Origin of the sequence: Polynucleobacter sp. UB-Tiil-W10, assembly GCF_018881605.1 — a bacterium.
Taxonomy (GTDB): Bacteria; Pseudomonadota; Gammaproteobacteria; order Burkholderiales; family Burkholderiaceae; genus Polynucleobacter.
The window spans coordinates 22,454-47,546 of record NZ_JACVPZ010000001.1 but is presented as its reverse complement, the minus strand read 5'-3'; the positions used below and the strand labels follow the sequence as shown (position 1 = coordinate 47,546).

Sequence of the window (25,093 nt, the reverse complement as noted above, 5' to 3'; positions counted from 1 at the left end):
AAGTGTTTTCACTTATCTTCTAAGGTCTTGAGGGTGTAAAACTGTCATTTTGCGACATTTTCTCGCATTTGTAGTTGATTTTAGATTATTGATTATTAGATAGAGGGCTTTGAAGCATGGAACCATTAAAGCAAGAAAACCGCGTTTTTAACCCACCTGCTGACTTTGTAAAGAATGCGGCAATTCCAGGCATGGAAGCCTATAACAAGCTTTGTGCTGAGGCTGAAAAAGATTACGACGGTTTCTGGGGTCGTCTTGCTAAAGAGAATATCTATTGGAAAAAGCCCTTTACCAAGGTTTTGGACGAATCTAAAGCGCCTTTCTATAAATGGTTTGAAGATGGCACAACCAATGCTTCATACAACTGTTTAGATCGTCAAGTTGAAGCTGGCTTAGGCGATAAGACTGCCATCATTTTTGAAGCGGATGACGGTACTGTTACCAAAGTAACGTATCAAGAGATGCTTGAGCGCGTTTGCAAAATGGCAAATGCACTGCGCAAGATGGGCGTTAAGTCCGGCGACAGCGTCATTATTTATATGGCAATGACCATCGAAGGCATTGTTGCCATGCAGGCATGTGCCCGTATCGGTGCAATTCACTCTGTTGTGTTTGGTGGGTTCTCTGCCCAAGCATTGCGTGATCGCATCATGGACGTGGGCGCAGTAGCAGTGATTACTGCTGATGGCCAATTCCGTGGCGGCAAAGCATTGCCATTAAAAGCGATTTGTGATGAAGCCCTATCTACTGGCGAGTGCCCTAAGGTGAAGCATGTCATCGTTAGCAAGCGTACTGGTACTGATGTCACTATGCAGGCTGGTCGCGACGTTTGGATGCAAGAGATCGTAGTGAATGAAGCAACGACTTGCGAGCCAGAGTGGGTAAGCGCAGAGCATCCTTTATTTATTCTTTACACATCCGGTTCAACTGGTAAGCCAAAGGGTGTGCAGCACTCTACTGGCGGCTATCTCTTGTGGGCTATTCTCACAATGAAGTGGACCTTTGATATCAAGCCAAACGATGTGTTCTGGTGTACTGCCGACATTGGTTGGGTAACAGGTCACTCCTATATTACTTATGGCCCACTTGCAGTTGGCGCTACTGAGATCGTATTTGAAGGTGTTCCAACCTATCCAAATGCTGGCCGTTTCTGGGACATGATCCAAAAACACAAAGCATCAATCTTCTATACGGCACCAACCGCCATTCGTTCATTGATCAAAGCATCAAGTAATGATGAAGCAGTGCACCCAAAGAGCTACGATTTGTCATCATTACGTCTCTTAGGTTCTGTTGGTGAGCCAATCAATCCAGAAGCATGGATGTGGTACTACGAACATGTTGGTAATTCCAACTGCCCAATCGCAGACACTTTCTGGCAAACCGAAACTGGTGGTCACATGATTTCACCATTGCCAGGCGCAACACCAATGATTCCAGGCTCATGCACGCTACCATTGCCGGGTATTCAGGCGGCGATTGTGGATGAGGCTGGTGCAGACGTTCCTAATGGCCAAGGCGGTATCTTGGTAGTAAAACGTCCATGGCCTTCCATGATTCGCACGATCTGGAATGATGCAGACCGTTTTGTGAAATCTTATTTCCCAGAAGAATTGGGTGGCACTTTGTATCTTGCAGGTGATGGCGCAATCCGCAATAAAGATACTGGTTACTTCACTATTACCGGTCGTATCGATGACGTCTTGAACGTTTCCGGTCACCGCATGGGAACCATGGAGATTGAATCTTGCTTGGTAGCTAATCCATTGGTTGCTGAGGCCGCAGTAGTTGGTCGTCCGGATGAGTTGACTGGCGAAGCAATTTGCGTATTCGTGGTGCTTAAAGGCGGTCGCCCAACAGGTGATGAGGCTAAGAAGCTTGCGACTGAGCTGCGCAATTGGGTAGGTAAAGAGATTGGCCCAATTGCCAAACCTAAGGATGTGCGTTTTGGCGATAACTTGCCGAAGACCCGCTCTGGCAAGATCATGCGCCGTCTCTTGCGTGTGATTGCTAAAGGCGAAGAGGTGACTCAAGACACCTCCACCCTCGAAAATCCCCATATCCTGGACCAGCTCAAAGAGTCGCTGTAAGCAGTACACAGCAGCTTTTGGAGCAAACCCTTTCGGCAAACGTATAATCATGGTTTCCGGAAGGGTGGATGAGCGGTTTAAGTCACACGCCTGGAAAGCGTGCGTAGGTTAATAGCCTACCGCGGGTTCGAATCCCGCCCCTTCCGCCAAGCAATACCAGAACCACCTTCGGGTGGTTTTTCTTTACCCTCAACAGTCTGCTGTCAGTGAATAACAGTCAGCGGTCATTTGGGCGGCGCTATACTAATTTTCACAGATCAATAAAGTGTGTATGGCAATATACCTACCAGTCCGTAGCAAATTCGTAATCGCCTCAATTATTGGACTGGCTTGGGGATGTTTTTCTGTTTGGTACTCTCAACCTTGGTACCAAGACCTTTCGGTCCACGTGGGCCCGTTCTTAGCATTCTTCTTAATAACCTTCATTGCTATTATTCCTGGGTGTATGAACGCCTTTGTATTCGTATCTTTGCTATTGGATAAAAGACCGTCAGTTATTGAGGATCAAAAGAATCCAGACATTACGATTTTGATTGCAGCTTTTAATGAGGAGGGCTTTATAGGCTCCACATTGGAAGGAATCGCTCGACAAAATTACCATGGCTCAGTTCGTGTAATCGTTATAGATGATGGTTCTTCCGATGGGACGGTGGATGCCATTAAGTCAAATCAAGATATATATTCCAACATAGAACTCGTTAGCTTAGTTAAAAATGGCGGGAAAGCTGCAGCGTTAAACCATGGTTTAAAAATGTCTATCACTGATATTATTATTTCTGTGGATGCCGATAGCTATCTGCATGTTGACGCCATCAAGAATTTGGTGGGTCGCTATATGTCTGATCCAGCCAATACCCGAGCAGTAGCAGGTGAAATTCTCATTAGAAACTCAAGAGTAAATTGGATCACCAAAGCCCAAGAGTGGGATTATTTTTTGGGTATCGCTAGTATCAAACGCATTCAGTCTTTATTTCAGGGCACATTAGTTGCTCAAGGAGCGTTTTCCTTGTACGACAGGAAGGCATTGAATGAGATAGGGGGTTGGCCAGAGATGGTGGGTGAAGACATCGTGCTCACTTGGAAGCTCCTGCTTGCTGGTTATCGGGTCGGTCATGCAGAAGATGCCATTGCATTTACTAATTGTCCACAAACACTAAATGCTTTCATTAAGCAAAGACAACGTTGGTCTCGAGGGCTCATTGAGGCTTTTAAAGTGAACCCAATGATTCTCCTAAAACCCCGTTTATCTACCATCTATATTTGGTGGAATACGTTATTCCCCTTGATGGATATTGCTTATGCCCTTGGATTTATTCCTGGTTTAGTGCTTGCTTGTTTTGGAATTTTTTGGATTGTAGGTCCCATGACTCTTTCCGTTTTGCCTATGGCACTAGCTCTCAACTTATATATGTTCTCTAAAAGCCGCAAGATGTTTGAAAAAGAGCATCTCAAAGTGCGGGCTAATGTATTTGGATTTTTCTTCTATGTCTTTGCTTATGGGTTGATATTGCAGCCAGCCTGTGTTTATGGTTACTTCTCTGAGTTCTTTAATCTTAAAAAAAACTGGGGTACCAAGTGAGCAATCTGCCTAAAATTTTATGGCTATACTTTTTTTTGTTAGTGCTTGCATCAAATGTCAAGGCTGAAGAGGAGCAGGCTTCAAAGCAAGCAGTATCGATTCCGAATGTGTACATTGCCTCCGATAGTGAAGGCTTTTCTACCTATAAATACAATGCCGGGTATCTCCCTCTTTATGAGCATGGCGAAAAATATACCGGCATTAGCTATCAACATAATTACTTTACACAGTCAGGATGGGACTCTTCTGCGGAGGTATATACGCTATTAACCAAGTCCATTAATCCAAGAACGGGATTGGGATATAACTTGAATGTCGGCTACAACCTAGAGAATGGCCACAAGCTCATTACTACCGACAGTAACTACGGCTTTCGAATAACAGATACTACTAAGGCTGAAGTAATACTCAATCGTGATCGAGTAGAGACGCAGAATTCTTTGAATAATGGTATTTACTACACGCTAGGTGCAGCTAGTGTGGAACAGCAAGTACTTGAACGTCTCACAGCAATTGCTATGCTGGGCAATATGTATTTTTCGGATACCAATACAAGACCGATTGTTCGTGCAAAGCTGATTTATGACTTAATTCCTGAGTACGGCTTAACGGCACAACTTCGGTTTCGGCAGTTCAGAGATACCAATACTGCCGTCCCCAATAATTACTTCAATCCAGATCATTACACCGAGACAATGGTGGCCTTTGGCGCAAGAAAGCGAATTTCAGGATGGATGCTCAGTGGAACTGCTGGCGTGGGTAGGCAAAAAGTCAGCCAAGATCCTAGTACCACAACTCAACTATATGAATTAGCGGCCACCAGTCCCGTTGCATCCAATGATTACTATTTTAAAACGCGTGCTGGATATGGGAAGTCAGCAGGATTTCAAGGGCCAAACTACTTTTACCGCTATGTAATGGAAGAAATTATTTTTCCGTTTTAGCTACTGTTTTTTTCTGGCATTACGCGCAGACTCAGCAGCAAAATTGGACATTCTGACTGCTTCAGCCGCAGCTTCAGTAGCGCGCTTTGTTGCTTCTGCTGCTTCCGCTGATGCCTTCAAGGACGACTCTTCGGCCTGATGAGCGACTGCTGCTGCAGCCGCCGCAGCAGCAGCTGAGGCCGCCGCTGCTGCTTCAATTGATGCTTCCGCAGAGGCGGCTGCTGAATCCGCTGCAGCTTCTGCAGCATCAATCACAGATTCAGAGGCGGCAAGCTTAGCCGCTTTAGCAGAATTTTGAGCTGCTAGAAGAGATTTTTCTGCTGCTACTGCGGCGCGCTTTGCCGCCTCTAATGCGCTTGCGGTAAGAGACTTTAGGCTAGAAATAGCCACCGTATAGCGCTCGCTAATAATGACATAGCCCTGGCGTAAGTTCAGCACCTCTGTTTCAAGGGCTATCAACTTCTCATAAATTTTGTCGATGTCTTCTTTCATGCAAGTTCCAGGGTATCTACATCATCTGATCATCTACCTATTGAGTTATTAATGCAAGGGAACACATCTCGCTTGCTAAAAAAGCCTCATTTTGGAGAAAATATATATACATCACCACATGACCTTGATTCGATCAATAATGACAATATGTCTACAAAATTAAAGATGACACTCGATGCAGCAGAAGCCGCAGCGCAGCTTGCTATTGAAAAACGTAGCTGGGCATTATCTGCTTTGTCAGAGGCCGCCGCTGCATTGGCGCGAGCAGAGTCTCAGGATTTGCTCGTACAAGAGGTCTGTGGTGCCATTGCGTCCCAAGGGCGCTATGTTTTGGCCTGGGTTGGTAAAGCGGAGAATGATGACAATAAGACCGTGAGCGTTGTCGGTGGGGCGGGTTCAGCGATTGCATATGTCAAGAATATTGCTGTGAGTTGGTCCGAGCAAAATGTCAGTGGTATGGGTCCGGCGGGTGTCTCTATTCGTTCGGGAAAGCCATGCGTGATTGCGGATACCGAAGTTGATGTCGGCTTTGCATCTTGGAAAGAATTAGCTCGCACATTCGGAATTCGTTCGGCCGTTGGCTGTCCCATACAGGACGGTAAATTACCTTTTGGCACTCTTTTGATTTATTCCCAGGAACCAAATGCATTTGGTCCAGAAGAAGTCCTTTTGTTTGAAAGCCTAGCAAAAGAAATCGGCTTTGGATTAAGGGCGATTGATCGTCAACATAAGCTGGATGATCAAATTCTTGAGAAGGTAAAAATTCAAGAGCGTCTTTCCGCCGCATTACGTTCGACCATTGAGGCAATGGCTAAAACTATGGAATGGCGCGATCCGTATACCGCTGGACATCAAAAGCGGGTGGCGTTTATAGCCACTTCCATTGCGAAAAAATTAGGTTGGTCGGATGAAGCTACTCAAGCTTTGTATATGGCGGGCATGGTCCATGACATTGGCAAGGTTGCGGTTCCCTCAGAAATCTTGACTAAGCCAACCCATTTGACTGATCTAGAAATGAGAATGGTTCAAGAGCACGCGGAGACGGGCTATCAGATCTTGAAAGACATTCCCTTCCCTTGGCCAATTGCTGAGATGGTTCATCAGCATCATGAGCGCTTGGATGGTAGCGGCTATCCCAAGGGATTAAAAGGGGATCAGATTTGCATGGAGGCACGCATTCTTGCGGTTGCCGACACGATTGAGGCGATGGCAACTCACAGGCCCTATCGGCCAGCACGGGGCTTAAATGTAGCGATGGAAGAAATTCGTGCAGAAGCGGGCACTAAGCTGGATGCAAAGATAGTGGATGCGGCCTTTGAGTTGCTCAATGAAGGTAACACGCTTCAGGCAATCATCGAGACTCAATAAGTCATGGATCTAGGCATTCTCTTGTATGTCATTGCGCTTTTAGCTCAAGTTACAGCCGCCTTATATGCGCTAAATCTTTTCCTCCGATCAAAATCCTATCGCTTGGCTTCTGGGTTTTTATTGTTTGGGTTAGTGCTAATGATTGGCCGCCGGCTCTCACCCATTATTTATGCGCTAAGTGGAATCCGTCCTAATTTAATAGATGCATTTCTAGCTGTGCCCATCTCCTTTTTTCTGCTGCTGGGCATGATTCAATTTAAAAAGTTATTAATTGATCTTGAGGAGAAAAACTTTGTCTTAGACCTGTCATCAAAAACAGACTCATTGACTGCGGCGATGAGTCGCGTAGAGAGCTTTGCGCGAGCTAATCTTGAGATCAAAAAAGCATTCAGAAATAAAAAATCAGTATCTTTTTTAATGCTGGACATTGACCATTTTAAGTTAGTGAATGACACCTACGGTCATCCCACAGGAGATCTAGTACTCATTGAACTTGTAAAAACATGTCTTGAAGAATTGCGTGAAATAGATATCTTTGGGCGAGTAGGCGGAGAGGAGTTTTTGATCGTCCTGCCTGAAACTGAGAGGGAAGGGGCTATCGCGATAGCGGAGAGATTGAGGGCTTCAATTGAAAATACCTCATTTCGCACCACAACGGGCACAGAAATTTCTATTACGATTAGTATTGGCGCGGCTATTTACAATCCAAACAATGATGAGGAGGATGATTCTGCAGCCATTGTGAAAAAATATTATGCCGCCTGTGACAAGGCGATGTATCACGCCAAAAACGCTGGCAGAAATCAAACTTACTGTTCAGGCCATTTCATCTGAATTTAATTTTGTACTATATTAATGTTTTAAAAGGGGCGCGTATGATCTTCACAATTTTCTTAATGGATAAACCCGGAACTGCGGATTTGCGTGTGCAGATTCGCCCAGAGCATCGCGCTTATTTGGCAAAGCATTCCGAACGCATGGCATTTGCAGGGCCCCTGACATCTGATGACGGGCAAACAACTTTAGGCAGTCTCTTGGTGATGGAGTTTGCAGATCGTCAGGCAGTCGAGGCTTGGTTAAAGGAAGAGCCTTTCACGATTGCGGGTGTTTATGAAAAACCCATCATTCATGTCTTCAATAATATGTGGCCACAAAAAGCAGGATTTCCACCTGCATAAATACAAGTCTTAATCTACGGATTTATTTGCCGGGATAAACTTTTCGGCAAGGATTTTGAAGAATGACAATACCAAAAAGGTCCCAATGGCATTGCCGACAAATTCTATCCCAAAGCCATTGAACCCAGGCAACCGAAGATCTCGATAAACATACCAAGAGTGATGTAACACAGCACTAACGGCTGAGAAGACGAGGGTGCAGTAGAAGATTTTTGTAATACTAATATTGCTAAGATCGGGCAGAATTTTAAATTGCCGAACGACGATGAGCCTAGAAATAAAGGGAGAAACTCCTACTGTTATTCCAATGCCTAATGCGGTAATCAGTTGCCCTGGCAGGCGAAAGAAATAAGCAATTAGAAAGGCGGAAATACCGATGCCAATTGGTCCACTAATTGGAAATACGAGAGTCAGCAAGAGCCTTGCACCGGCAGGGAGAAATATCCAATGAGCCCCATATATAGGGGTAATGGAGGATGTCATTGACAGATTTAGTATGTAGAAAAGGCCAAAGGTAGCCCCTGAAAGTAAAATTTCATAGAAAAAGACCTCAAAATGGTCTTTTAGTCCCCTTAAATATAGTAGTTTTCTACCTTGAGAAGGCATGGCTTTTAATCGATTATGTGTACATGCCATTATCTACTAAAACTCTGCCTGCATATTTGCGTTTTATGCAATTAGCCGAATCTTTCGACCGCATGAATCTGACTTCAAAATTGGATCACGTGGAAAAAGAGCTTTTAGATAAATTAATCTCGGCTTATTACAACGGTCAATTCCCTTTAATGGGCGACTTAATCGCCCTGAAGATGATTGCTTCACAGGCTACCCTGCACTCCAGAATCAAAAGCCTGATCGCTAAGGGGTATATCGATATCGTTGCTGATGATGAGGATTCACGCAAAAAACATTTAGTGCCAACGAGATTGGCCTTGACGTTCTATGCGAATCTCTCCGATGCGATTGTCAAAGCTACCTTAACTCCAATAGCTTAATTCCATCTATAAGTATTTCTGTATTTATTGGGTGGGTAAGCCATAGCAATTTGCTTTGCTATCACCATGCCTCAAGAACCAAATGGTTAGGGGAATAATCCCAATCCCCGTAAGCATGATTAACTGCCACCACCCACATTTGCCTATGTCATGCAGCCTGCGTGAGCCAAGGGCCAATAGGATCAATGAAGTCAGCGCAGTAAAGCAAGATGAGGTTCCATCAATATAGGTTTGGATTTGGCCGGCGGCATTTCCCATCGGGCTTAGCGCAAGCAGTTGGAGTAGTAGGCCAATCAAAAGCACAATCAAATTGATTTTCCAGAATTCCGCTCTATCTGCACGACCATAAAAATTGAATAAGTTCAATATTCTAAATAAGGGCTTCAATAGTGATCCCTTAGGGTTTCTTAGCAAGACACACAACGCTCAGTCCCGCAACTTGATTCATACCCATCAAGTGCAACTCCAAAGAACAGATTTTTTTGAGAAGCCAGTTGATGATGGGGTGATGCTTGACCAGTTTGGATCGAGGTACTTGGTCTTGACTGCTAAATTTATCGGCTAACCTAGTAATCAGAGCTAGCGGAAAGACGAGGCCATAGAAATAGAATTGCTTCTGAGGGATAAGCCCACATTCTAGAACCACTTTTTCAAGTCTTTTCAGGGTGTAGCGGCGCTGGTGCTCAAGAAATACATCATGACTACTCCAGAGAAATTGAAATGCTGGAACAGTAATTAAAAAATGGGTGCCCGATGGCAGTGGGTCGACATGCGATTTTAAAAAAGCAACATCATCTGGAATATGCTCTAGTACGTCCATGAGCAAAACAAGATCTGCGCTATAGGGCACAGTATCCCGGTAGAAATGGATGGGTTTGCCGTACGCTGTTCCTTCGGTATTTTCGGGATAGCTAATATCCAGGCACATACATTCCTGTGCTGAGGTATTTTTGAGAAGGTGCTTCGAGAAGAAGGCAGAGCCTGCACCAATGTCGAGAATTTTGTTTTTTGAGATTGGGCCAATCACTTGTTCAAGCATTTTTGCTTTTGAACTGTAGTACCAGTGATCTGCAATACCATCACCTAATATTTCGGTTTCTTTTAAGTCCATACTTAATTTTTTACGTCGAAAATTTTGCGAATAATGTAGTTCGGTCGTCGTTTACTTTCGATGTAAGTACGCCCCATATATTCACCGAGGACACCAATGCCAATTAGCTGTAGACCGCCCAAGAATGTTACGGCGACCATGATTGAGGCATAACCAGGCACATCTACCCCGGAAACTACCACCCGAATGGCAATAAACACGGCAAACAAAAAAGAAGAAAGAGATACGAATAGACCGATATAGGTCCATATCCGCAGCGGATCAGTACTAAAGCTGGTTAAGCCCTCCAGGGCAAAATTCCATAATTTCCAGCCATTAAATTTGGAAACGCCAAATTCTCTTTTTGGGCGTGAATAATGAATTACAGTGCTATTAAATCCCACCCATGAAAACAAGCCCTTCATAAAGCGATGGGTTTCGGGCAACTGCTTTAAAGCCTCTACAACCACGCGATCCATTAGGCGGAAATCTCCAACATTGGCCGGAATTTTAGGATTAGATAAGAGGTTATGAACCCAATAAAAACCATTGGCTGAAGCTCTTTTAAGCCAGCTGTCAGACTCACGATTGCTGCGGCAGGCGAGAACGACTTCAAAGCCTTCTTGCCATTTTTCAAGCATCGGCAATATGAGCTCAGGTGGATCTTGAAGATCCACATCAATGACCACTACGGCATCCCCTTTGGATTGTTCAAGTCCGGCGGTAATGGCCGCCTCCTTGCCAAAATTTCTGCTCAGATCGATGATTTTGATAATGGGAAGCAGGGTCTGTTCTTCAATGAGGTTTTCAAGAGTTTGGTCAGAGCTACCGTCATTAATGAAAATAATCTCAAGACCGATATCGGGTTGGCTGGAAAATACACTTTTTACCTTGTTGATAAACGGTGTGATTGAGTCGGCCTCGTTAAAAACAGGGACTACCAGGGAGAGGGTGGATTTATTGGTCATTGGGGAAGTTTAGGGGTATTGGCTATTTTGCCAGTCAATATACGGGGTCGCAAGGGTCGAATGAGAGGGGGAGGTAATCCCAGTCTGGCCCCAAGCCTATACAATTAGGGCGATATTGATTGCTAATATGAGGTTCCCTAATCAATTTGCTATCTGTATTGGGAATAATTGCATAAATGCTGATATTTACTGCAAAAATGGGTAATTACTTCCTCTATTATCTTGTTTGAATGATTCGTATTTTAATAATGCTTGGCTAAGGGTTTTGCATGTACAGAAAGTTAATGGAGTTGAGATTCTTTTTGGTCTTTATTTGGCCAATCTCATCGGTTTGCTATGCTGCAAATTTACCATCTTGTTTGGGCACTGATATCGGGACTTGGACCGCATGTACCGCAACACAAACACTAGCAAGCGGCAATAAATATGACGGCGAATTTCTTGATGGCAAATTCGATGGTTACGGAACCTTTACTTTTGTAAATGGCGATAGATATGTGGGGAAGTTTAAAAATGGCCGCCAAAATGGCAAAGGCAGTTTTTTCTTTTCTAATGGCGATAAATATATAGGCGATTGGCGTGATGGCATGCGCAATGGCAAAGGCTCATTTATTGGAGCAAACGGCGTTAAATACGAAGGCGATTTTAAAGACGACCTATTTGACGGTCGCGGCACCATGATTTTTGCCAATGGTGATAAGTATGAGGGAGAGTGGCGCTCAGGAGCGCGTCATGGCTTTGGAGTGTATTTATACCTCGCCAATAATTCTGCCAAGGGCGATAAATACGACGGCGAGTACAGACAGGGCAAACGTTCTGGACGCGGGACCTACTTCTCTCATGCCGGATCTAAATATGATGGCGATTGGCTAGATGATGTATTTAATGGCCAGGGCGTAATGTTATTTCCGAATGGCGATAAATACTCTGGCGAATGGAAAGCTGGCAAACGCAATGGCCCTGGTTCCTATACCGGCGCTTCCGGAATTCGTTATGAAGGTAATTGGACAGACGAGACTTTGAACGGCATTGCTGTAGTCATCATGCCAAGTGGGCATCGTTATGAAGGTTCACTCAAGGATGATGCTTTCAATGGCCAAGGAACAATGACTTACCCTAACGGCGATAAATATGTGGGCGAGTGGCGCAACGGTAAGCGCAATGGCCAGGGTACTTTCTACTACTTAGCTAAAAATGCTTTCAAAGGTGATCAGTATCAAGGTCAATTTAGCGATGACAAGCGTGATGGGAAAGGTACCTATCGCACTGCTAACGGCAACATCTATGAAGGTGATTGGCGTGATGACAAGCTCAATGGAATCGGAAGCATGACCCTGACAAACGGCGATCGCTATACCGGAGAGTTTAAGGATGGCAAGCAAAATGGTCGAGGCACCATGAACTATGCCAATGGCGATCGTTACTTGGGTGATTGGGTTGATGGCAAGCGCAATGGGCAGGGAAGTTATGTGTCCGCCAATGGCAACCAATATGAAGGCAGCTTGAAAAATGATTTTTTTAGCGGCCAAGGCACCATGAACTATGCCAATGGAGATAAATACTCTGGGGAATGGCGTGGCAGTAAGCGCAACGGGCGTGGCGTCTATACCTATGCGGATGGCAAAGTAAGAGATGCGTTCTGGGATAACGGCATGCCATTGCCAATTAAAGATTCTAGATTGCCGCCTGTGACAGCTAGCAAGCCACCTCCTGATGACCTCACATTAAATTATGAGGACTATCGCAAACGTTGTCGCGATATTGGATTTAAGAGTGGTACTGAAGAATTTGGTAAGTGTATTTTGCTGTTAACAAAGTAGCAAAGTAACTGAGTAACAAAATAAGAAATCAGTACAACTTATCTTCCGGTGACATAGATGATGCGGGGTTTTATTTCATCGGAAGCTGCAGCCAATTTTTTATTAGCATAAGTTGTAGCGGCAGCATTCAGCGTAGGCGCCCGATACGTTGAGTGCTGGGGTATTTGATAGCGCATCGGTCGATTGATGGATGCTACAGGGGTGAGGGTTGGCAGATTTAAGAAGCCCACTCCTTCGCCACTTAAAAACGCCCGCGGATCCATCGAGTTTTGATTGTGACTCACTTCAAAATGCAGATGGGGACCTGTTGTACGGCCAGTTGTTCCAACCGTTGCGATCATTTGTGATGCCATCACTGCATCACCTACATTTACCAAGATTCGATCGGCATGCCCATAGCGGGTGATATAGCCTTGGCCATGATCAATCTCAACTAAATTGCCATAGCGAGGCAGGTACCCAGTAAATTTCACTCGTCCATTGCTAGCAGCCAATATGGCGCTTCCAAAGTGGGCCGGCAAATCAATACCGGCATGATTTTGATACTGCCCAGTAAATGGATCAGCGCGCATTCCAAACCCACTGGAGATGCTTGATTTTTGAGGGAGAGGGAAGGCAATGTCTTTTAGAGAGCCTGTAGTTGCTACAGGCTTGTTGGCAGATGCCACATTCTGTTGCGGACTTGCTTCAATGGCCCAAACATTTTGAGAAAGCATCGCACCAAGGCATCCGCTAAAAATGGCTAGTAATTTGTAATTGAGCTTGCTGTTCACGAACATCTAAAAATGGCTTATATAAAAATCAACGTTGTACCTGTACCCAAGGACCCATGCATCCAAGGGTCTGAGGATAGTACATGCCATTATCAGGGCAGTAATAGGCGGAGTGAACTCTCAAGGGGCGCGCATATCGGTAAACAACGGGCTTATTGATGGCGGTGGATGAATTCATTAACTTCACTTGCTTACATTGACCTGCATGAGCAACCGAAAGTGAAGACCCCAATAAGATGACCCCTGAAATCAGGCAATGAATATAGACTTTCTTCATATAACCCCCTGCTCGGTAACTAGTCGCCTATTTTAGCGCTAAATACACCTAATAGAGTGGCCAAAATTGCTTGAATTATGATAGTTTCTATTGGTATCCACTCAATCAATCTAGGTTAGAAGATGTTGTTCATGGACTTTACGAGATTAAAAACTTACCTATTGCGCGCGCTAGCTTTAGGTCTAGTGCTTATTGCCCTATTTTGGGGTGCATGCCACCTTTTTTTACCTCAGTATGTACAAAAGACGATTTCTAGCTATGGCGACAAAATTGGTTATGAAATTAATTACCGAAAATTGAGTGTTTCGCCACTGCGCTTAAGTGTTGAAGTCGATGGCATGCATTTGTCCAAAAAGGGCGGTAAAGACTTATTGAGTTTTGATAAGTTAGTCCTTGTTTTGAAATGGACCAAGCTTGCGGTAGGTGAATTAGGTTTTGATGAGATCCTGCTTGAAGTCCCAAAAATGACCTTAGAAAAGATTTCTCCTAGAGTAAATGCTGGACGTGAGCCGCTTTGGAACTGGGAAGAGTTTATCGGTGCCGTCAAAAATAATCTTCCGCCTAATGATCCTCAGGTATCTAAAACACCTTTAAAGATTTCTATTGATGAGCTCAAGGTCCATGCCGCAACCGCGCATTTGCTAGATCCCGGCAATCAAATTCAGGAGGAACTTAAACCCTTTTCTATCGAGCTCATGGATGTCGCAAATTACGATAAAAAAGGCATCGTTACTGGCGTGCGCGGTCAATATGATTTTAATTTAGGGAGCCTTCAGGCACTCATCCCGGGACTGAAAAAAACAGTTTCATTTCAGCATGTTGCGGTATCGGGTAGCTTAGACAATCCTGAGCCAAACCTATTGGGTGCGCAGATTAATTTAAAGCTGGATGAGGGGGATCTTCATTCGCATTGGACCCTGAATACCGCCTCTAAATTATTGGAGGGCAAGTTAGAAATTCAGAAACTCGCAACTGCTCCCTTTATTCCCTTACTGCCTGCAAATAAAGAGTTGGTGGGGGTCAGTGGATTTATTGATGCCAATGTATTGGTAAAGGTGGGGGGTGATAGCAACATCATTTCAGGAAGTGCGCAATGGACTGATTTGCTGATTACCGAGAGCGGCAAGAAGACGCCTTTCCTCGCTTGGAAGCTAGCGGATTTCCGTCAGTTTGAATATCAGATAGCCAAAGCAGATGCGTCTAGAGGTGGTAGCTTAACTTTAGGTGAATGCGTAATTGATCAACCCAGCCTGCAATTTGAAATTAATGAAGAAGGTTTCTCAAACTTTAGAAGATTATTTTCTCCTCCAGCCAATGCGAATGCAGTGGCTTCATCAGAGCAGGTTAGTCAGGTTGGTGAGATTAATCAGATCAAGCAAAAAGCTCCATTTGCCTTGGACATTCGTTCTATTAATCTAAAAAATGGCGAAGTATTTTTTAGTGATCTCTCAATGAAGCCAAACTTCAAAGTGGATATTAAAAAATTCAATGCCACTTTGCTTGGGGTCAGTAATACGCCTGGTCGATCGGCTGTAGTGGCTGCGGATGGAGTGGTTGCAGGTGTAGGTAGTCTTAAGGCTAAAGGCCGCGCCTCCTTTGATGATCCTCGGCGTAATCACGACATCGCAGTGAATTTCCGCAACCTTCCTCTTACTGCATTTAATCCTGCAGTAATGACCTTTGCCGGTTATGAAATCGTGGGCGGTCGCTTAAGTCTGAATTTAATTTATCGATCTAAAGATGGCGACCTGAATGGCAGCAATCAAATCATTATTAAGCAAGTCAAGTTGGGTAATGAGGTTCCGGATTTCAAGGGCAAAAAATTACCCCTAGGTTTGGCTATTGCTTTATTAGAAGACTCTGACGATACGATTGATGTCACCATCCAAATTGCTGGCAATGTGGATTCTCCTGAGTTCAGTGCTAGTGGCTTAGTTTGGCAAGCTATTGGGAATGTATTAACGAATATCGCTACCGCACCATTTAGAGCCTTGGCTGCACTAATTGGCATTAGCGCGAATGAAGGTGTCAATGCAGTTCTGGGGGAGGCTGTCTTCTTGCCCGTAGATCAAGACAATTTAGAAAAGTTTGGTCAGTACCTTGTCAAGCGCCCCAATGCGAATCTTGAAATAATTGGAACTTACGATCCCGTTAAGGATAAGCAAGAGCTTGCGCGTGTCAGAGCGGATACTGCAATCTTGAATGATGCAGGTTTCAAGTTAAAGCCGGGAGAGCCCGTTCCAGCCCCTAGTTTTGCTGATCCCAGAGTGCAGTCTGGTCTGAGGGCTGCCTATGCGCAATATGTTGGCAGAATTCAATTGGGACAACGCTTGCTGATGCTTCCCGAAGGTGATGCTCGTAATGAGCAATTGCATAATGAATTAATTGCTGCAATTGAGGTCAGCGATGCTGAACTAAAGGAGTTGGCCAAAAATCGCGCTAGGGTAGCCTACGACGCCATGGTCAAAGATGATCCTGGTCTGAAGGCGCGTATTTTGTTAGGCGACGTAAAAACTGTAGACGCCGGCAAGGAGGGTGTTCCCCTCGATGTTGAAATCAAAATCAAGTAGACTGCGGTTATGAAGTTAACAAAATTACCTTTCGCACTTTTTTCTACTTTGACCCTAGCTGCCGGCCTATCGGCCTGTGGATCCATTGAATCAGCCGCACAAGACGACTGCACTTCTATTGGCTGGCAAATTGGTAGCAAGGGCTATCAAGACTGCTATAAAGCACGTCTTTATGAGCGCAAGCTGGATTACTCACTCCCGCCTGGCGATAAGCCTTCCCCATCTTTGATATAGACTAGGGTTTACCCTAGTTTTAATCCCTTGAGCGCCGTCAAGGACTTAGGGATTGAAATAACCCAAAATCAAGCTTGTTTATGTGCGCCTCCTTTATTGGGATTGCGCTGCTACGGGTATTAAAAACAACAAAAATTAGAGACTAGAGACTATGAATCACCCAAAACCTTCCGGAGAAGTCAAGGCAGTTGCCGTTGCTACTGCAGATGATCTCAGGGAGACTATTCGTCGTAAAAGTAAATTGAAGGGTCGTCAGGCAGACGATGCATCGATTGCGCAAGTTCGAGAATTGATTGGTAGCGCACCGCATCGCCGCGATTTATTAATTGAACATCTTCATAAACTAAACGATGAATATCGCGCATTACATGATCACCATTTAGTGGCTTTGGCAAAAGAAATGAATTTGCCAATGGCAGAAGTCTATGAAGTAGCGACTTTTTACCATCACTTCGAAGTGGTTCGTGCAAATGATCCGGTTGCTGATATCACGGTAAGAGTGTGTGATGGTATTGCTTGCGAACTTGCTGGCGCACAAAGTCTTTTAACCAGATTACCAACCATCTTAGGCAATCCCAATATCAAAGTAATCGCTGCGCCGTGTGTAGGTCGTTGCGAGCAGGCTCCAGTTGCAGTCGTTCATCAGTATCCAGTTCTTTTTGCGACTACTGACAAAGTACAGGCCGCTGTTAACAACAATTTAACTGCTCAACCAGATGCACAAGATAATGGAAGTTTTGAGCCCGCAGAACTAGCGGAACAAGGCATCTCCCCACAAGGCCAACGTCAAGCAATCTCGCCTGACTATGTTGGTTACGAAGCCTACCGTGCAAAGGGTGGCTATACCTTGGCAAAAGAGATTGTTGATGGCAAGCGCGATGCAGAAAGCATCATTAAGTCGATGGAAAATTCTGGCCTGCGTGGATTGGGCGGCGCTGGTTTCCCTGCAGGACGAAAGTGGCGTATTGTTAAAGATCAGACTGCACCCAAGCTCATGGCTGTCAATATTGACGAAGGCGAGCCAGGTACATTTAAAGATCGTACTTATCTAGAGCGTGATCCACACCGTTTTTTAGAGGGGCTTCTGATAGCAGCCAATGTAGTTGGTATTGATGCTTGCTATATTTACCTTCGTGATGAATATCATGGGTGTCGTGCGTTGCTTGAAAAGGAGTTAGCAAAGCTTCAAGCAAATCCACCATTTCCAATTCCGCTGATTGAATTGCGTCGTGGTGCGGGTGCTTATATTTGTGGTGAAGAATCCGCCATGATTGAAAGTATCGAAGGTAAGCGTGGCGAACCGCGTATGCGTCCGCCCTATATTGCGCAAGTGGGTTTATTTGGTAGACCAACCTTAGAGCACAACTTTGAAACCCTCTACTGGGTGCGTGACATCGTTCAACGTGGGCCAGAATGGTTTAGTTCTTATGGTCGTCATGATCGCAAAGGATTACGAAGCTATAGCGTCAGCGGGCGCGTGAAAAATCCTGGTGTGAAATTGGCGCCTGCAGGCATCACGATTCAAGAGTTGATTGATGAGTACTGTGGTGGCATGCAAGATGGCCATCAGTTCTATGGCTATCTACCAGGCGGTGCTTCCGGCGGCATCTTACCAGCCACAATGAATGATATTCCGCTCGACTTTGATACCTTGCAGCCCTATGGTTGCTTCATTGGCTCTGCAGCGGTTATGGTCTTCAGCAACAAAGATAAAGCCCGCGATATGGCTTTAAATGTGATGCATTTTTTCGAGCATGAAAGTTGTGGTCAATGCACTCCATGTCGAGTTGGTACTGGTAAAGCCGCTACCTTAATGCAAGCGAAATCCTGGGACCAAGATACCCTTGAGGACTTAGCAACGGTCATGGTGGATGCTTCTATTTGCGGCTTAGGTCAAGCGGCACCAAACCCGATTCGCTGTATTCATAAATATTTCCCACAAGAAGTTGCCTAATAAAAAGAGAACAGGGAAGAACGAGACAAATATGAACGCCCCAACCAATCCAAAAGAACTTGAGCTGCAAACCGTTGAATTCAAGTTAGATGGTCAAACCATCATCTCTTACGAAGGTGAAACAATTCTCAAAGCCGCCAAGAGACATGGCATTGATATTCCGCATCTCTGCTTTAAAGATGGCTATCGTCCTGATGGCAATTGCCGCGCTTGCGTAGTTGAAATTAATGGTGAACGTACGCTAGCTCCGAGCTGCTGTAGAAGTGCTACACCTGGTATGGAAGTCAAAGCTAACAGCGAACGCGCTGTGAAGAGTCAGAAGCTAGTGCTCGAGATGTTGCTCTCAGATATGCCTGATGAAGGTTTTAAATGGGTTGGTGATAGCGCGGAAGAGGAGCAAAAAAACCAACATGGTGAGCTCAGCACTTGGGCGGCTCGTATGGATGTTACGGTTCGCCCTGAACTCAAAGCCTTGCGCCGCGAAAAAGTGACCAGCGATGTGTCTCATCCGGCAATGGCAGTCAATCTTGATGCTTGTATTCAGTGCAATCGTTGCGTGCGCGCCTGCCGTGAGGAGCAGGTGAATGATGTGATTGGTTACGCCATGCGCGGTGCTCATAGCGAAATCGTATTTGATCTAAATGATCCCATGGGCGATAGCACTTGTGTGGCCTGTGGCGAATGTGTGCAAGCCTGTCCAACAGGCGCATTGATGCCTAAGGGCTTAATTGGTTCTCAGATCGTTGATCGCAAGGTGGATTCAGTCTGCCCATTCTGCGGCGTGGGCTGTCAGATTACTTATAACGTTAAAGATGAAAAAATTGTGAGCGTTGAGGGTCGCGATGGACCGGCCAATCACAATCGCCTGTGTGTCAAAGGGCGCTTCGGAATGGATTACATCCACAATCCACAGCGCTTAACGAAACCATTGATTCGCAAGCCTGGAGTACCTAAGGATGAGTCTATGCTTGAAGGCAAGCAAGACTGGTCCCATATTTTCCGAGAGGCGAGCTGGGAAGAGGCCTTAGATTTTGCTGGTGGTGGCCTGAAAAAGCTGAAGGATCAGCACGGCTTAAAAGTATTGGCAGGCTTTGGTTCAGCAAAAGGCAGCAACGAAGAAGCTTACTTATTTCAAAAATTGGTGCGCACAGGTTTTGGCAGTAATAACGTCGACCATTGCACGCGTCTTTGCCATGCGTCATCCGTCGCCGCTTTGTTAGAGGGTGTAGGTTCTGGTGCTGTTAGTAATCAAGTAAATGATGTAGAGCACTCCAGTTTGATTCTGTTGATTGGGTCAAACCCCACAGCAAACCATCCTGTTGCAGCAACCTGGTTTAAGAATGCCGCTAAGCGTGGTGCAAAGATTGTGCTGTGTGATCCTCGTATGACGGAAATTAGCAAGCATGCATGGCGCACGATGCAATTTAAGCCCGATACCGATGTGGCGATGCTCAATGCCATGATCTATACCATTATCGAAGAGGGATTAGCGGACAAAGATTTTATTCAGAATCGTGCCAATAATTTCGAAGCCCTGAAAGAAAATATCAAGGGGTACAGCCCAGAAGCAATGGCTCCTCTTTGCGGTATTCCTGCAGAAACGTTGCGCGAAGTCGCTAGAGAATTTGCCACCACTAAATCAGCAATGATCTTGTGGGGGATGGGTGTTAGTCAACACGTGCATGGTACTGATAATGCCCGTTGCTTAATCTCTTTAGTCAGCATTACAGGCCAAATTGGTAAGCCTGGTTCTGGATTGCATCCTCTGCGTGGTCAGAACAATGTGCAAGGTGCAAGTGATGCAGGTTTGATTCCGATGATGTTCCCGAATTACCAACGCGTTGATAACCCTGAGGCTCATGCTTGGTTTGAAAAGTTCTGGGATACGCCGCTAGATAAAAAGCCTGGGTATACCGTTGTTGAAATCATGCATAAGATCACTGCGCCTGATAGCGATCCCGATAAGATCCGCGGCATGTATGTTGAGGGTGAAAATCCCGCAATGAGCGATCCTGATTTGAATCATGCCCGTCATGCCCTAGCATCCTTGGAGCACTTAGTGGTTCAGGATATCTTTATGACTGAAACGGCACTACTTGCTGACGTCGTTTTGCCTGCCAGTGCATGGCCTGAGAAGGCGGGTACGGCTAGTAATACCGACCGTATGGTACAGATGGGCAAAAAGGCAGTTGAACCTCCGGGTGATGCTAAGCCCGATTTGTGGATCATCCAAGAAATTGCTAAGCGCATGGGTCTGAACTGGAATTACGAAGGACCTGATGCAGGGGTTGCAAAAGTTTATGACGAGATGCGTCAAGCGATGCATGGCGCAATTAATGGAATTACTTGGGAGCGCTTAGAAAAAGAATCTAGCGTGACTTATCCATGCTTATCGTTAGAAGATCCAGGTCGCCCGATTGTCTTTGATGATCAGTTTGCAACTCCGGATGGAAAGGTAAAGCTGGTTCCTGCCGATATCATTCCTGCAAACGAGCGCCCAGATTCTGAGTACCCGTTTGTATTGATCACTGGACGACAGCTTGAGCATTGGCATACAGGCAGCATGACTCGAAGAGCAACGGTACTGGATGCCATTGAGTCAATGGCCACTGTTTCTATGCATGGCGAGGATATGACGCAGTTGGGCGTATCCGCTGGCGATGTGATTACCGTTCAATCACGTCGTGGTGAGGTTGGCATTCATGTGCGTAGGGACGATGGCACTCCACGAGGCGTCATTTTTATTCCTTTTGCTTACTATGAGGCTGCCGCTAATCTGATTACGAACTCGGCCTTAGATCCATTTGGAAAAATTCCAGAGTTTAAGTACTGTGCAGTGAAGTTAGCTAAAGGTGGGCGGGCTGCACAAATCATGGGCTACGGTACCAACGCTCCTAATGGTCCTAGTCTGACTGCTAATATTTAAGCATTTTCGGCAATCGGTAAAAAGGCTCCCAAAAGGAGCCTTTTTACATAGACCTCATCATTTTGAATTGCCCTTTAGAATGGCTCATACATGGCTAGCTCAACACCTTCTCCCTCCCAAGCAAAAGCGGATTTACCCGTCCTCATTATTGGTGCTGGCTTAGCTGGCTTAACGGTGGCATTGCACACCGCAGAAACCCAGCCAGTAATCCTGATGGCTAAGCGCGGACTGGGTGAGGCTGCTACGGCTTGGGCCCAAGGCGGCATTGTCGGTGTAGTCGATAAGGAGCATGACAGTATCGACTCCCATGTTGCTGATACTTTGGATGCTGGCGCAGGGCTTGTAGTTGAATCTACTGCACGCTACATAGCAGAGGAAAGCGCTGAAGCGATTCGTTGGTTAGTCGAGCAAGGCGTGCCTTTTACTGAGGATGAGACTGGCCCAATGGGATTGCACCTCACGCGTGAAGGTGGCCATAGCCATCGCCGCATTGCGCATGCTGCAGATGCTACTGGCAAAGCTATCCATGAGGTATTGCTGGATAAGGCTAGAGCACATAAAAATATTCAAATCTTAGAACACTGGATTGCTCTTGATCTCATCACCAATCGTCAATTAGATACAAAGACGCTACGCGGCAAGCCCAATCGTTGTTATGGGGTATATGCCTTAGATATCAAAAATAATCGGGTTGAAACCATTCAAGCAAAGTCAGTAGTGCTGGCAACAGGCGGGGTTGGTAAGGTCTATCGCTACACAAGCAACCCCGATACCGCAACTGGGGATGGTATTGCGATGGCTTGGCGCGCTGGATGCCGAGTTGGCAATATGGAATTTATTCAGTTTCATCCCACTTGTTTGTATCACCCGAGCGATCGAACCTTCCTCATCACTGAAGCAATGAGGGGTGAGGGTGGCCTATTAAAGTTGCCAGATGGTACGCGCTTTATGCCTGAGCATGATGAGCGCAAGGAATTGGCTCCTCGTGATATTGTGGCCCGTGCCATTGACTTTGAAATGAAGAAGCATGGCTTGGATTATGTGCATTTAGATGCCACCCACTTGGGTGAGGCATTTATCAAAGAGCACTTTCCCATGATTTATGCGCGTTGCTTAAGTCTTGGCTTGGATATCACCAAGGAACCTATTCCCGTTGTTCCTGCTGCACATTACACCTGCGGAGGTGTTGTAACGGACCTTAAAGGGCGCACAGATTTACCGGGTCTTTATGCAGTGGGTGAAGCGACCTATACCGGCTTGCATGGAGCTAATCGCTTGGCCAGCAACTCACTTTTAGAGTGTGTGGTGATTGGTAAAGCGGCTGCGGAAGATATCTCGTCACTCAAGACACCAGCCATACCACCTCTGCCTTTGTGGGATGAGAGTCAGGTGGAAGATGCTGATGAGCAAGTGGTGATTGCCCATAACTGGGATGAGTTGCGATCGCTAATGTGGAACTATGTCGGTATTGTGAGAACAAACCGTAGATTAGAGCGCGCACTACACCGCATCAAATTGCTACGCTATGAAGTGCAAGAGTACTACGCAAACTTTAAAGTAACGCGAGATCTGATTGAGCTACGTAATCTATTGGAATGCGCTGAACTGATTGTGCGCTCGGCCTTAATGCGTAGAGAGAGTAGGGGGCTGCATTACAGCCGAGACTATCCAGGCACCTGGGCTGTTTCTTACCCAACGATTTTGACCCCTCAAGCCGAGGGTGGTGAAACCCCTCAAGACGCTTAGTAGCACGAAAATATATTAGTGTTACCCGAGAATTCTCATTGAGAAATCTACAGCGATAACATCTTTAGTCAATTTACCTAGAGAAATTCGATCGACCCCAGTAGCGGCAATCGCCCGCATTTGATCAAGATTGATACCGCCAGAAGCCTCGAGTAGGGCGCGACCATGAGAGATGCCAACAGCCTGCTTCATTTGCTCGATATTGAAGTTATCAATCAGGATATTTTTTGCTCCTGCCGCGAGCGCTTCTTCCAGTTCAGAAAAATTTTCCACTTCAATCTGAATCTCAACGCCCGCATTCAAGGCTTGTGCATTCTTCAGGGCAGCAGTGACGCTACCAGCAGCTGCAATATGATTTTCTTTAATGAGTATTCCATGCCATAAAGCTAAACGTTGATTTTGACCGCGTCCTACTCGAACTGCGTATTTTTGAGCTTGACGTAAACCAGGAAGGGTCTTGCGAGTATCTAGCACTGCACAGCCATTGGGGTTGGGGCTTGCGCCTGCAATAGCCTCCACATGTTGGCGAGTGATGGTAGCTGTCCAAGAGAGCGTTTGTAAAAAATTAATACAAGTACGTTCTGCCGAGAGAAGGGCTTGAGAGTCTGCTTCAATATCGCAAACTGTAGTGTTAGGCTTCATCAAATCACCCTCGATGTAATGCCATGTCACCTTAGCTTGTGGGTCTAGTTTTTTTAATGTGCCTTCAAACCAATCAACGCCACAAAGGACGGCTTCTTGGCGAATGATCAGTTGGGCCAGAACAATTTTGCTGGGAACTAACTTCGCAGTCCAATCGCCGGTGCCAATATCCTCTAAAAGTGCATCATGAATATTGCGTTGGCGCGCTTGCTCTAAAGTCTCATTGAAATCAAACATAGATTATTTCTTATCTGCTTTTTAATAGATTAGGCGGCGCCAATATTTTTAATAAAACCATGCTGCGCTTTGGCAAGCAGATCTGGGTGATTTTTTGTAAAGTCCAGCATGCGGTCTATACAGCCCAGTGCTTGTAAGCGTATGGGTTCATCTACAAAAACTTCCCCAGAATGATTTTCTAAGCAATCTAGAATCCCTGCCAGACCGTTCATGGCCATCCAAGGGCAGTGTGCACAGCTTTTGCAGGTTGCGCTATTACCCGCAGTCGGTGCTTCAATTAAGGTTTTATGAGGAGCCAGTTGACGCATCCGATGCAAGATGCCATTGTCTGTTGCCACAATATATTCGCTTGCAGTACCTTCAACTACGGCCTTAATCATGGCAGAGGTCGAGCCTACGACATCAGCTAAGTCGACAACGGCTTGTGGGGACTCTGGGTGAACCAGCACTTTTGCATTGGGATATTTGGCTTTTAGGAGTTCTAGCTCTACAGCCTTGAATTCATCATGCACGATGCAGGCGCCATTCCAAAGCAGCATATCTGCACCGGTTTGGTCCTGTATATAGCGTCCCAAATGACGATCAGGGGCCCACAAGATTTTTTTACCCTCAACCTTGAGTTGGTGAACGATGGCTAGGGCGCAAGAGCTGGTCACCATCCAATCTGCTTGGGCTTTAACGGCTGCGCTTGTATTGGCGTAGACAACTACAACCCGGTCAGGATGCATCGCTCTGAAGGTGGCAAAGTCTGTTGCATTGCAGCCTAAATCTAGAGAACACGTTGCCTCTAAATCTGGCATAAATACACGCTTTTCTGGGCTCAGTATTTTTGCGGTTTCGCCCATGAAGCGGACGCCAGCAACAATCAAGTTTTTCGCCTGATGATTCTTCCCAAAGCGGGCCATTTCTAGGGAATCAGCAACATATCCCCCAGTTTCTAAGGCCAAGTCCTGAATATCGGCATCTACATAATAGTGAGCAACTAAAACAGCATCTTTTTCACGCAAAAGCACTTTGATTTTTTCAAGTACTTGCGATTTTTCTCGAGCCGTTAACGGAGAGGGGACTTTGGCCCAAGCTTGAGCTGTACAGGTAAGTCCAGCCGAGTCCTGCTGGGGATAATCAAATTGAATAGGGGTAGAGAGAGTTTGAATCATGCTAAATCTTACCTTGACAAGCCGGACTGAGGTTTTAAGGCTTGTTTTATGTG

At 45.6% G+C, this 25,093-nt stretch carries 22 protein-coding genes and 1 tRNA gene; 14 read left to right on the top strand and 9 right to left on the bottom strand.

Going from position 1 to position 25,093, the window contains the following annotated elements; genetic code table 11:
• The first annotated feature begins 116 nt into the window (after positions 1-116).
• From acs to ICN33_RS00155, 4 genes are all read left to right on the top strand, one after another.
• The gene (gene acs / locus ICN33_RS00170; protein ID WP_216193403.1) at positions 117-2,090 is read left to right on the top strand and encodes an acetate--CoA ligase; all 1,974 of its coding nucleotides are present in this window, start codon (positions 117-119) and stop codon (positions 2,088-2,090) included.
• A gap of 58 nt (positions 2,091-2,148) precedes the next feature.
• Positions 2,149-2,239 (top strand) — tRNA-Ser (locus ICN33_RS00165).
• A gap of 296 nt (positions 2,240-2,535) precedes the next feature.
• Entirely contained in the window at positions 2,536-3,669 is a 1,134-nt protein-coding gene (locus tag ICN33_RS00160; protein WP_255530461.1) for a glycosyltransferase family 2 protein, read from the top strand.
• 41 nt (positions 3,670-3,710) lie between these two features.
• Positions 3,711-4,613 (top strand): hypothetical protein, encoded by a 903-nt coding sequence (locus tag ICN33_RS00155; protein WP_216193400.1) that lies wholly within the window; start codon positions 3,711-3,713, stop codon positions 4,611-4,613.
• On the opposite strand, the gene ICN33_RS00150 is transcribed toward ICN33_RS00155, so the two are convergent.
• Positions 4,614-5,105: a hypothetical protein gene (locus ICN33_RS00150; RefSeq protein ID WP_216193397.1), complete on the bottom strand. Its 492-nt coding sequence runs from the start codon at positions 5,103-5,105 to the stop codon at positions 4,614-4,616. It lies immediately after the preceding gene.
• Positions 5,106-5,252: 147 nt separating this feature from the next.
• Between ICN33_RS00150 and ICN33_RS00145 the strand changes: the two genes are divergently transcribed.
• The 3 genes from ICN33_RS00145 to ICN33_RS00135 all read left to right on the top strand — a co-directional run bounded on the left by ICN33_RS00145 (position 5,253) and on the right by ICN33_RS00135 (position 7,651).
• A complete protein-coding gene (locus ICN33_RS00145; protein WP_255530460.1) occupies positions 5,253-6,473 on the top strand; it encodes an HD domain-containing phosphohydrolase in 1,221 nt (406 codons plus the stop codon).
• Between the two features lie 102 nt (positions 6,474-6,575).
• Positions 6,576-7,307: a GGDEF domain-containing protein gene (locus ICN33_RS00140; protein WP_216193396.1), complete on the top strand. Its 732-nt coding sequence runs from the start codon at positions 6,576-6,578 to the stop codon at positions 7,305-7,307.
• Between the two features lie 41 nt (positions 7,308-7,348).
• The gene (locus ICN33_RS00135; RefSeq protein ID WP_216193394.1) at positions 7,349-7,651 is read left to right on the top strand and encodes a YciI family protein; all 303 of its coding nucleotides are present in this window, start codon (positions 7,349-7,351) and stop codon (positions 7,649-7,651) included.
• A 9-nt stretch (positions 7,652-7,660) separates the two neighbouring features.
• Here ICN33_RS00135 and ICN33_RS00130 read toward each other — a convergent pair whose 3' ends face one another.
• A complete protein-coding gene (locus tag ICN33_RS00130; protein WP_216193393.1) occupies positions 7,661-8,257 on the bottom strand; it encodes a hypothetical protein in 597 nt (198 codons plus the stop codon).
• A 23-nt stretch (positions 8,258-8,280) separates the two neighbouring features.
• On the opposite strand from ICN33_RS00130, the gene ICN33_RS00125 reads away from it, so the two are divergent.
• Positions 8,281-8,646, top strand: a complete 366-nt coding sequence (locus tag ICN33_RS00125; protein WP_216193391.1) for a hypothetical protein — start codon at positions 8,281-8,283, stop codon at positions 8,644-8,646.
• Between the two features lie 24 nt (positions 8,647-8,670).
• Here the strand turns inward: ICN33_RS00125 and ICN33_RS00120 are convergent, their stop codons facing one another.
• From ICN33_RS00120 to ICN33_RS00110, 3 genes are read right to left on the bottom strand one after another with little or no spacing between them, the layout of a single operon-like run.
• Positions 8,671-9,033, bottom strand: coding sequence for a DUF805 domain-containing protein (locus tag ICN33_RS00120; RefSeq protein WP_216193389.1), 363 nt, complete (start codon positions 9,031-9,033; stop codon positions 8,671-8,673).
• 10 nt (positions 9,034-9,043) lie between these two features.
• Positions 9,044-9,757, bottom strand: coding sequence for a bifunctional 2-polyprenyl-6-hydroxyphenol methylase/3-demethylubiquinol 3-O-methyltransferase UbiG (locus ICN33_RS00115; protein ID WP_216193387.1), 714 nt, complete (start codon positions 9,755-9,757; stop codon positions 9,044-9,046).
• 2 nt (positions 9,758-9,759) lie between these two features.
• A complete protein-coding gene (locus tag ICN33_RS00110; RefSeq protein ID WP_216193385.1) occupies positions 9,760-10,704 on the bottom strand; it encodes a glycosyltransferase family 2 protein in 945 nt (314 codons plus the stop codon).
• 269 nt (positions 10,705-10,973) lie between these two features.
• On the opposite strand from ICN33_RS00110, the gene ICN33_RS00105 reads away from it, so the two are divergent.
• A complete protein-coding gene (locus ICN33_RS00105) occupies positions 10,974-12,524 on the top strand; it encodes an MORN repeat-containing protein (protein ID WP_216193383.1) in 1,551 nt (516 codons plus the stop codon).
• A 38-nt stretch (positions 12,525-12,562) separates the two neighbouring features.
• Here ICN33_RS00105 and ICN33_RS00100 read toward each other — a convergent pair whose 3' ends face one another.
• The gene (locus ICN33_RS00100) at positions 12,563-13,240 is read right to left on the bottom strand and encodes a M23 family metallopeptidase (protein ID WP_216193382.1); all 678 of its coding nucleotides are present in this window, start codon (positions 13,238-13,240) and stop codon (positions 12,563-12,565) included.
• Positions 13,241-13,325: 85 nt separating this feature from the next.
• Entirely contained in the window at positions 13,326-13,574 is a 249-nt protein-coding gene (locus ICN33_RS00095; protein WP_216193380.1) for a hypothetical protein, read from the bottom strand.
• A gap of 122 nt (positions 13,575-13,696) precedes the next feature.
• Here ICN33_RS00095 and ICN33_RS00090 point away from each other — a divergent pair, with 122 nt between their 5' ends.
• The 5 genes from ICN33_RS00090 to nadB all read left to right on the top strand — a co-directional run bounded on the left by ICN33_RS00090 (position 13,697) and on the right by nadB (position 23,004).
• A complete protein-coding gene (locus ICN33_RS00090; RefSeq protein ID WP_216193378.1) occupies positions 13,697-16,144 on the top strand; it encodes a DUF748 domain-containing protein in 2,448 nt (815 codons plus the stop codon).
• Positions 16,145-16,153: 9 nt separating this feature from the next.
• Positions 16,154-16,378 carry a hypothetical protein gene (locus ICN33_RS00085; protein ID WP_216193376.1) on the top strand — a complete coding sequence of 75 codons (225 nt, stop codon included), beginning with the start codon at positions 16,154-16,156 and terminating at the stop codon, positions 16,376-16,378.
• 151 nt (positions 16,379-16,529) lie between these two features.
• Entirely contained in the window at positions 16,530-18,332 is a 1,803-nt protein-coding gene (locus ICN33_RS00080; RefSeq protein ID WP_216193374.1) for an NAD(P)H-dependent oxidoreductase subunit E, read from the top strand.
• 31 nt (positions 18,333-18,363) lie between these two features.
• Positions 18,364-21,258, top strand: coding sequence for a formate dehydrogenase subunit alpha (gene fdhF / locus ICN33_RS00075; protein ID WP_216193372.1), 2,895 nt, complete (start codon positions 18,364-18,366; stop codon positions 21,256-21,258).
• Between the two features lie 90 nt (positions 21,259-21,348).
• Positions 21,349-23,004 carry an L-aspartate oxidase gene (gene nadB / locus ICN33_RS00070; RefSeq protein WP_216193370.1) on the top strand — a complete coding sequence of 552 codons (1,656 nt, stop codon included), beginning with the start codon at positions 21,349-21,351 and terminating at the stop codon, positions 23,002-23,004.
• A gap of 21 nt (positions 23,005-23,025) precedes the next feature.
• On the opposite strand, the gene nadC is transcribed toward nadB, so the two are convergent.
• Both nadC and nadA read right to left on the bottom strand, forming a co-directional pair.
• A complete protein-coding gene (gene nadC / locus ICN33_RS00065) occupies positions 23,026-23,883 on the bottom strand; it encodes a carboxylating nicotinate-nucleotide diphosphorylase (protein WP_216193368.1) in 858 nt (285 codons plus the stop codon).
• 29 nt (positions 23,884-23,912) lie between these two features.
• Entirely contained in the window at positions 23,913-25,040 is a 1,128-nt protein-coding gene (gene nadA / locus ICN33_RS00060; protein WP_216193360.1) for a quinolinate synthase NadA, read from the bottom strand.
• Positions 25,041-25,093 lie beyond the last annotated feature (53 nt).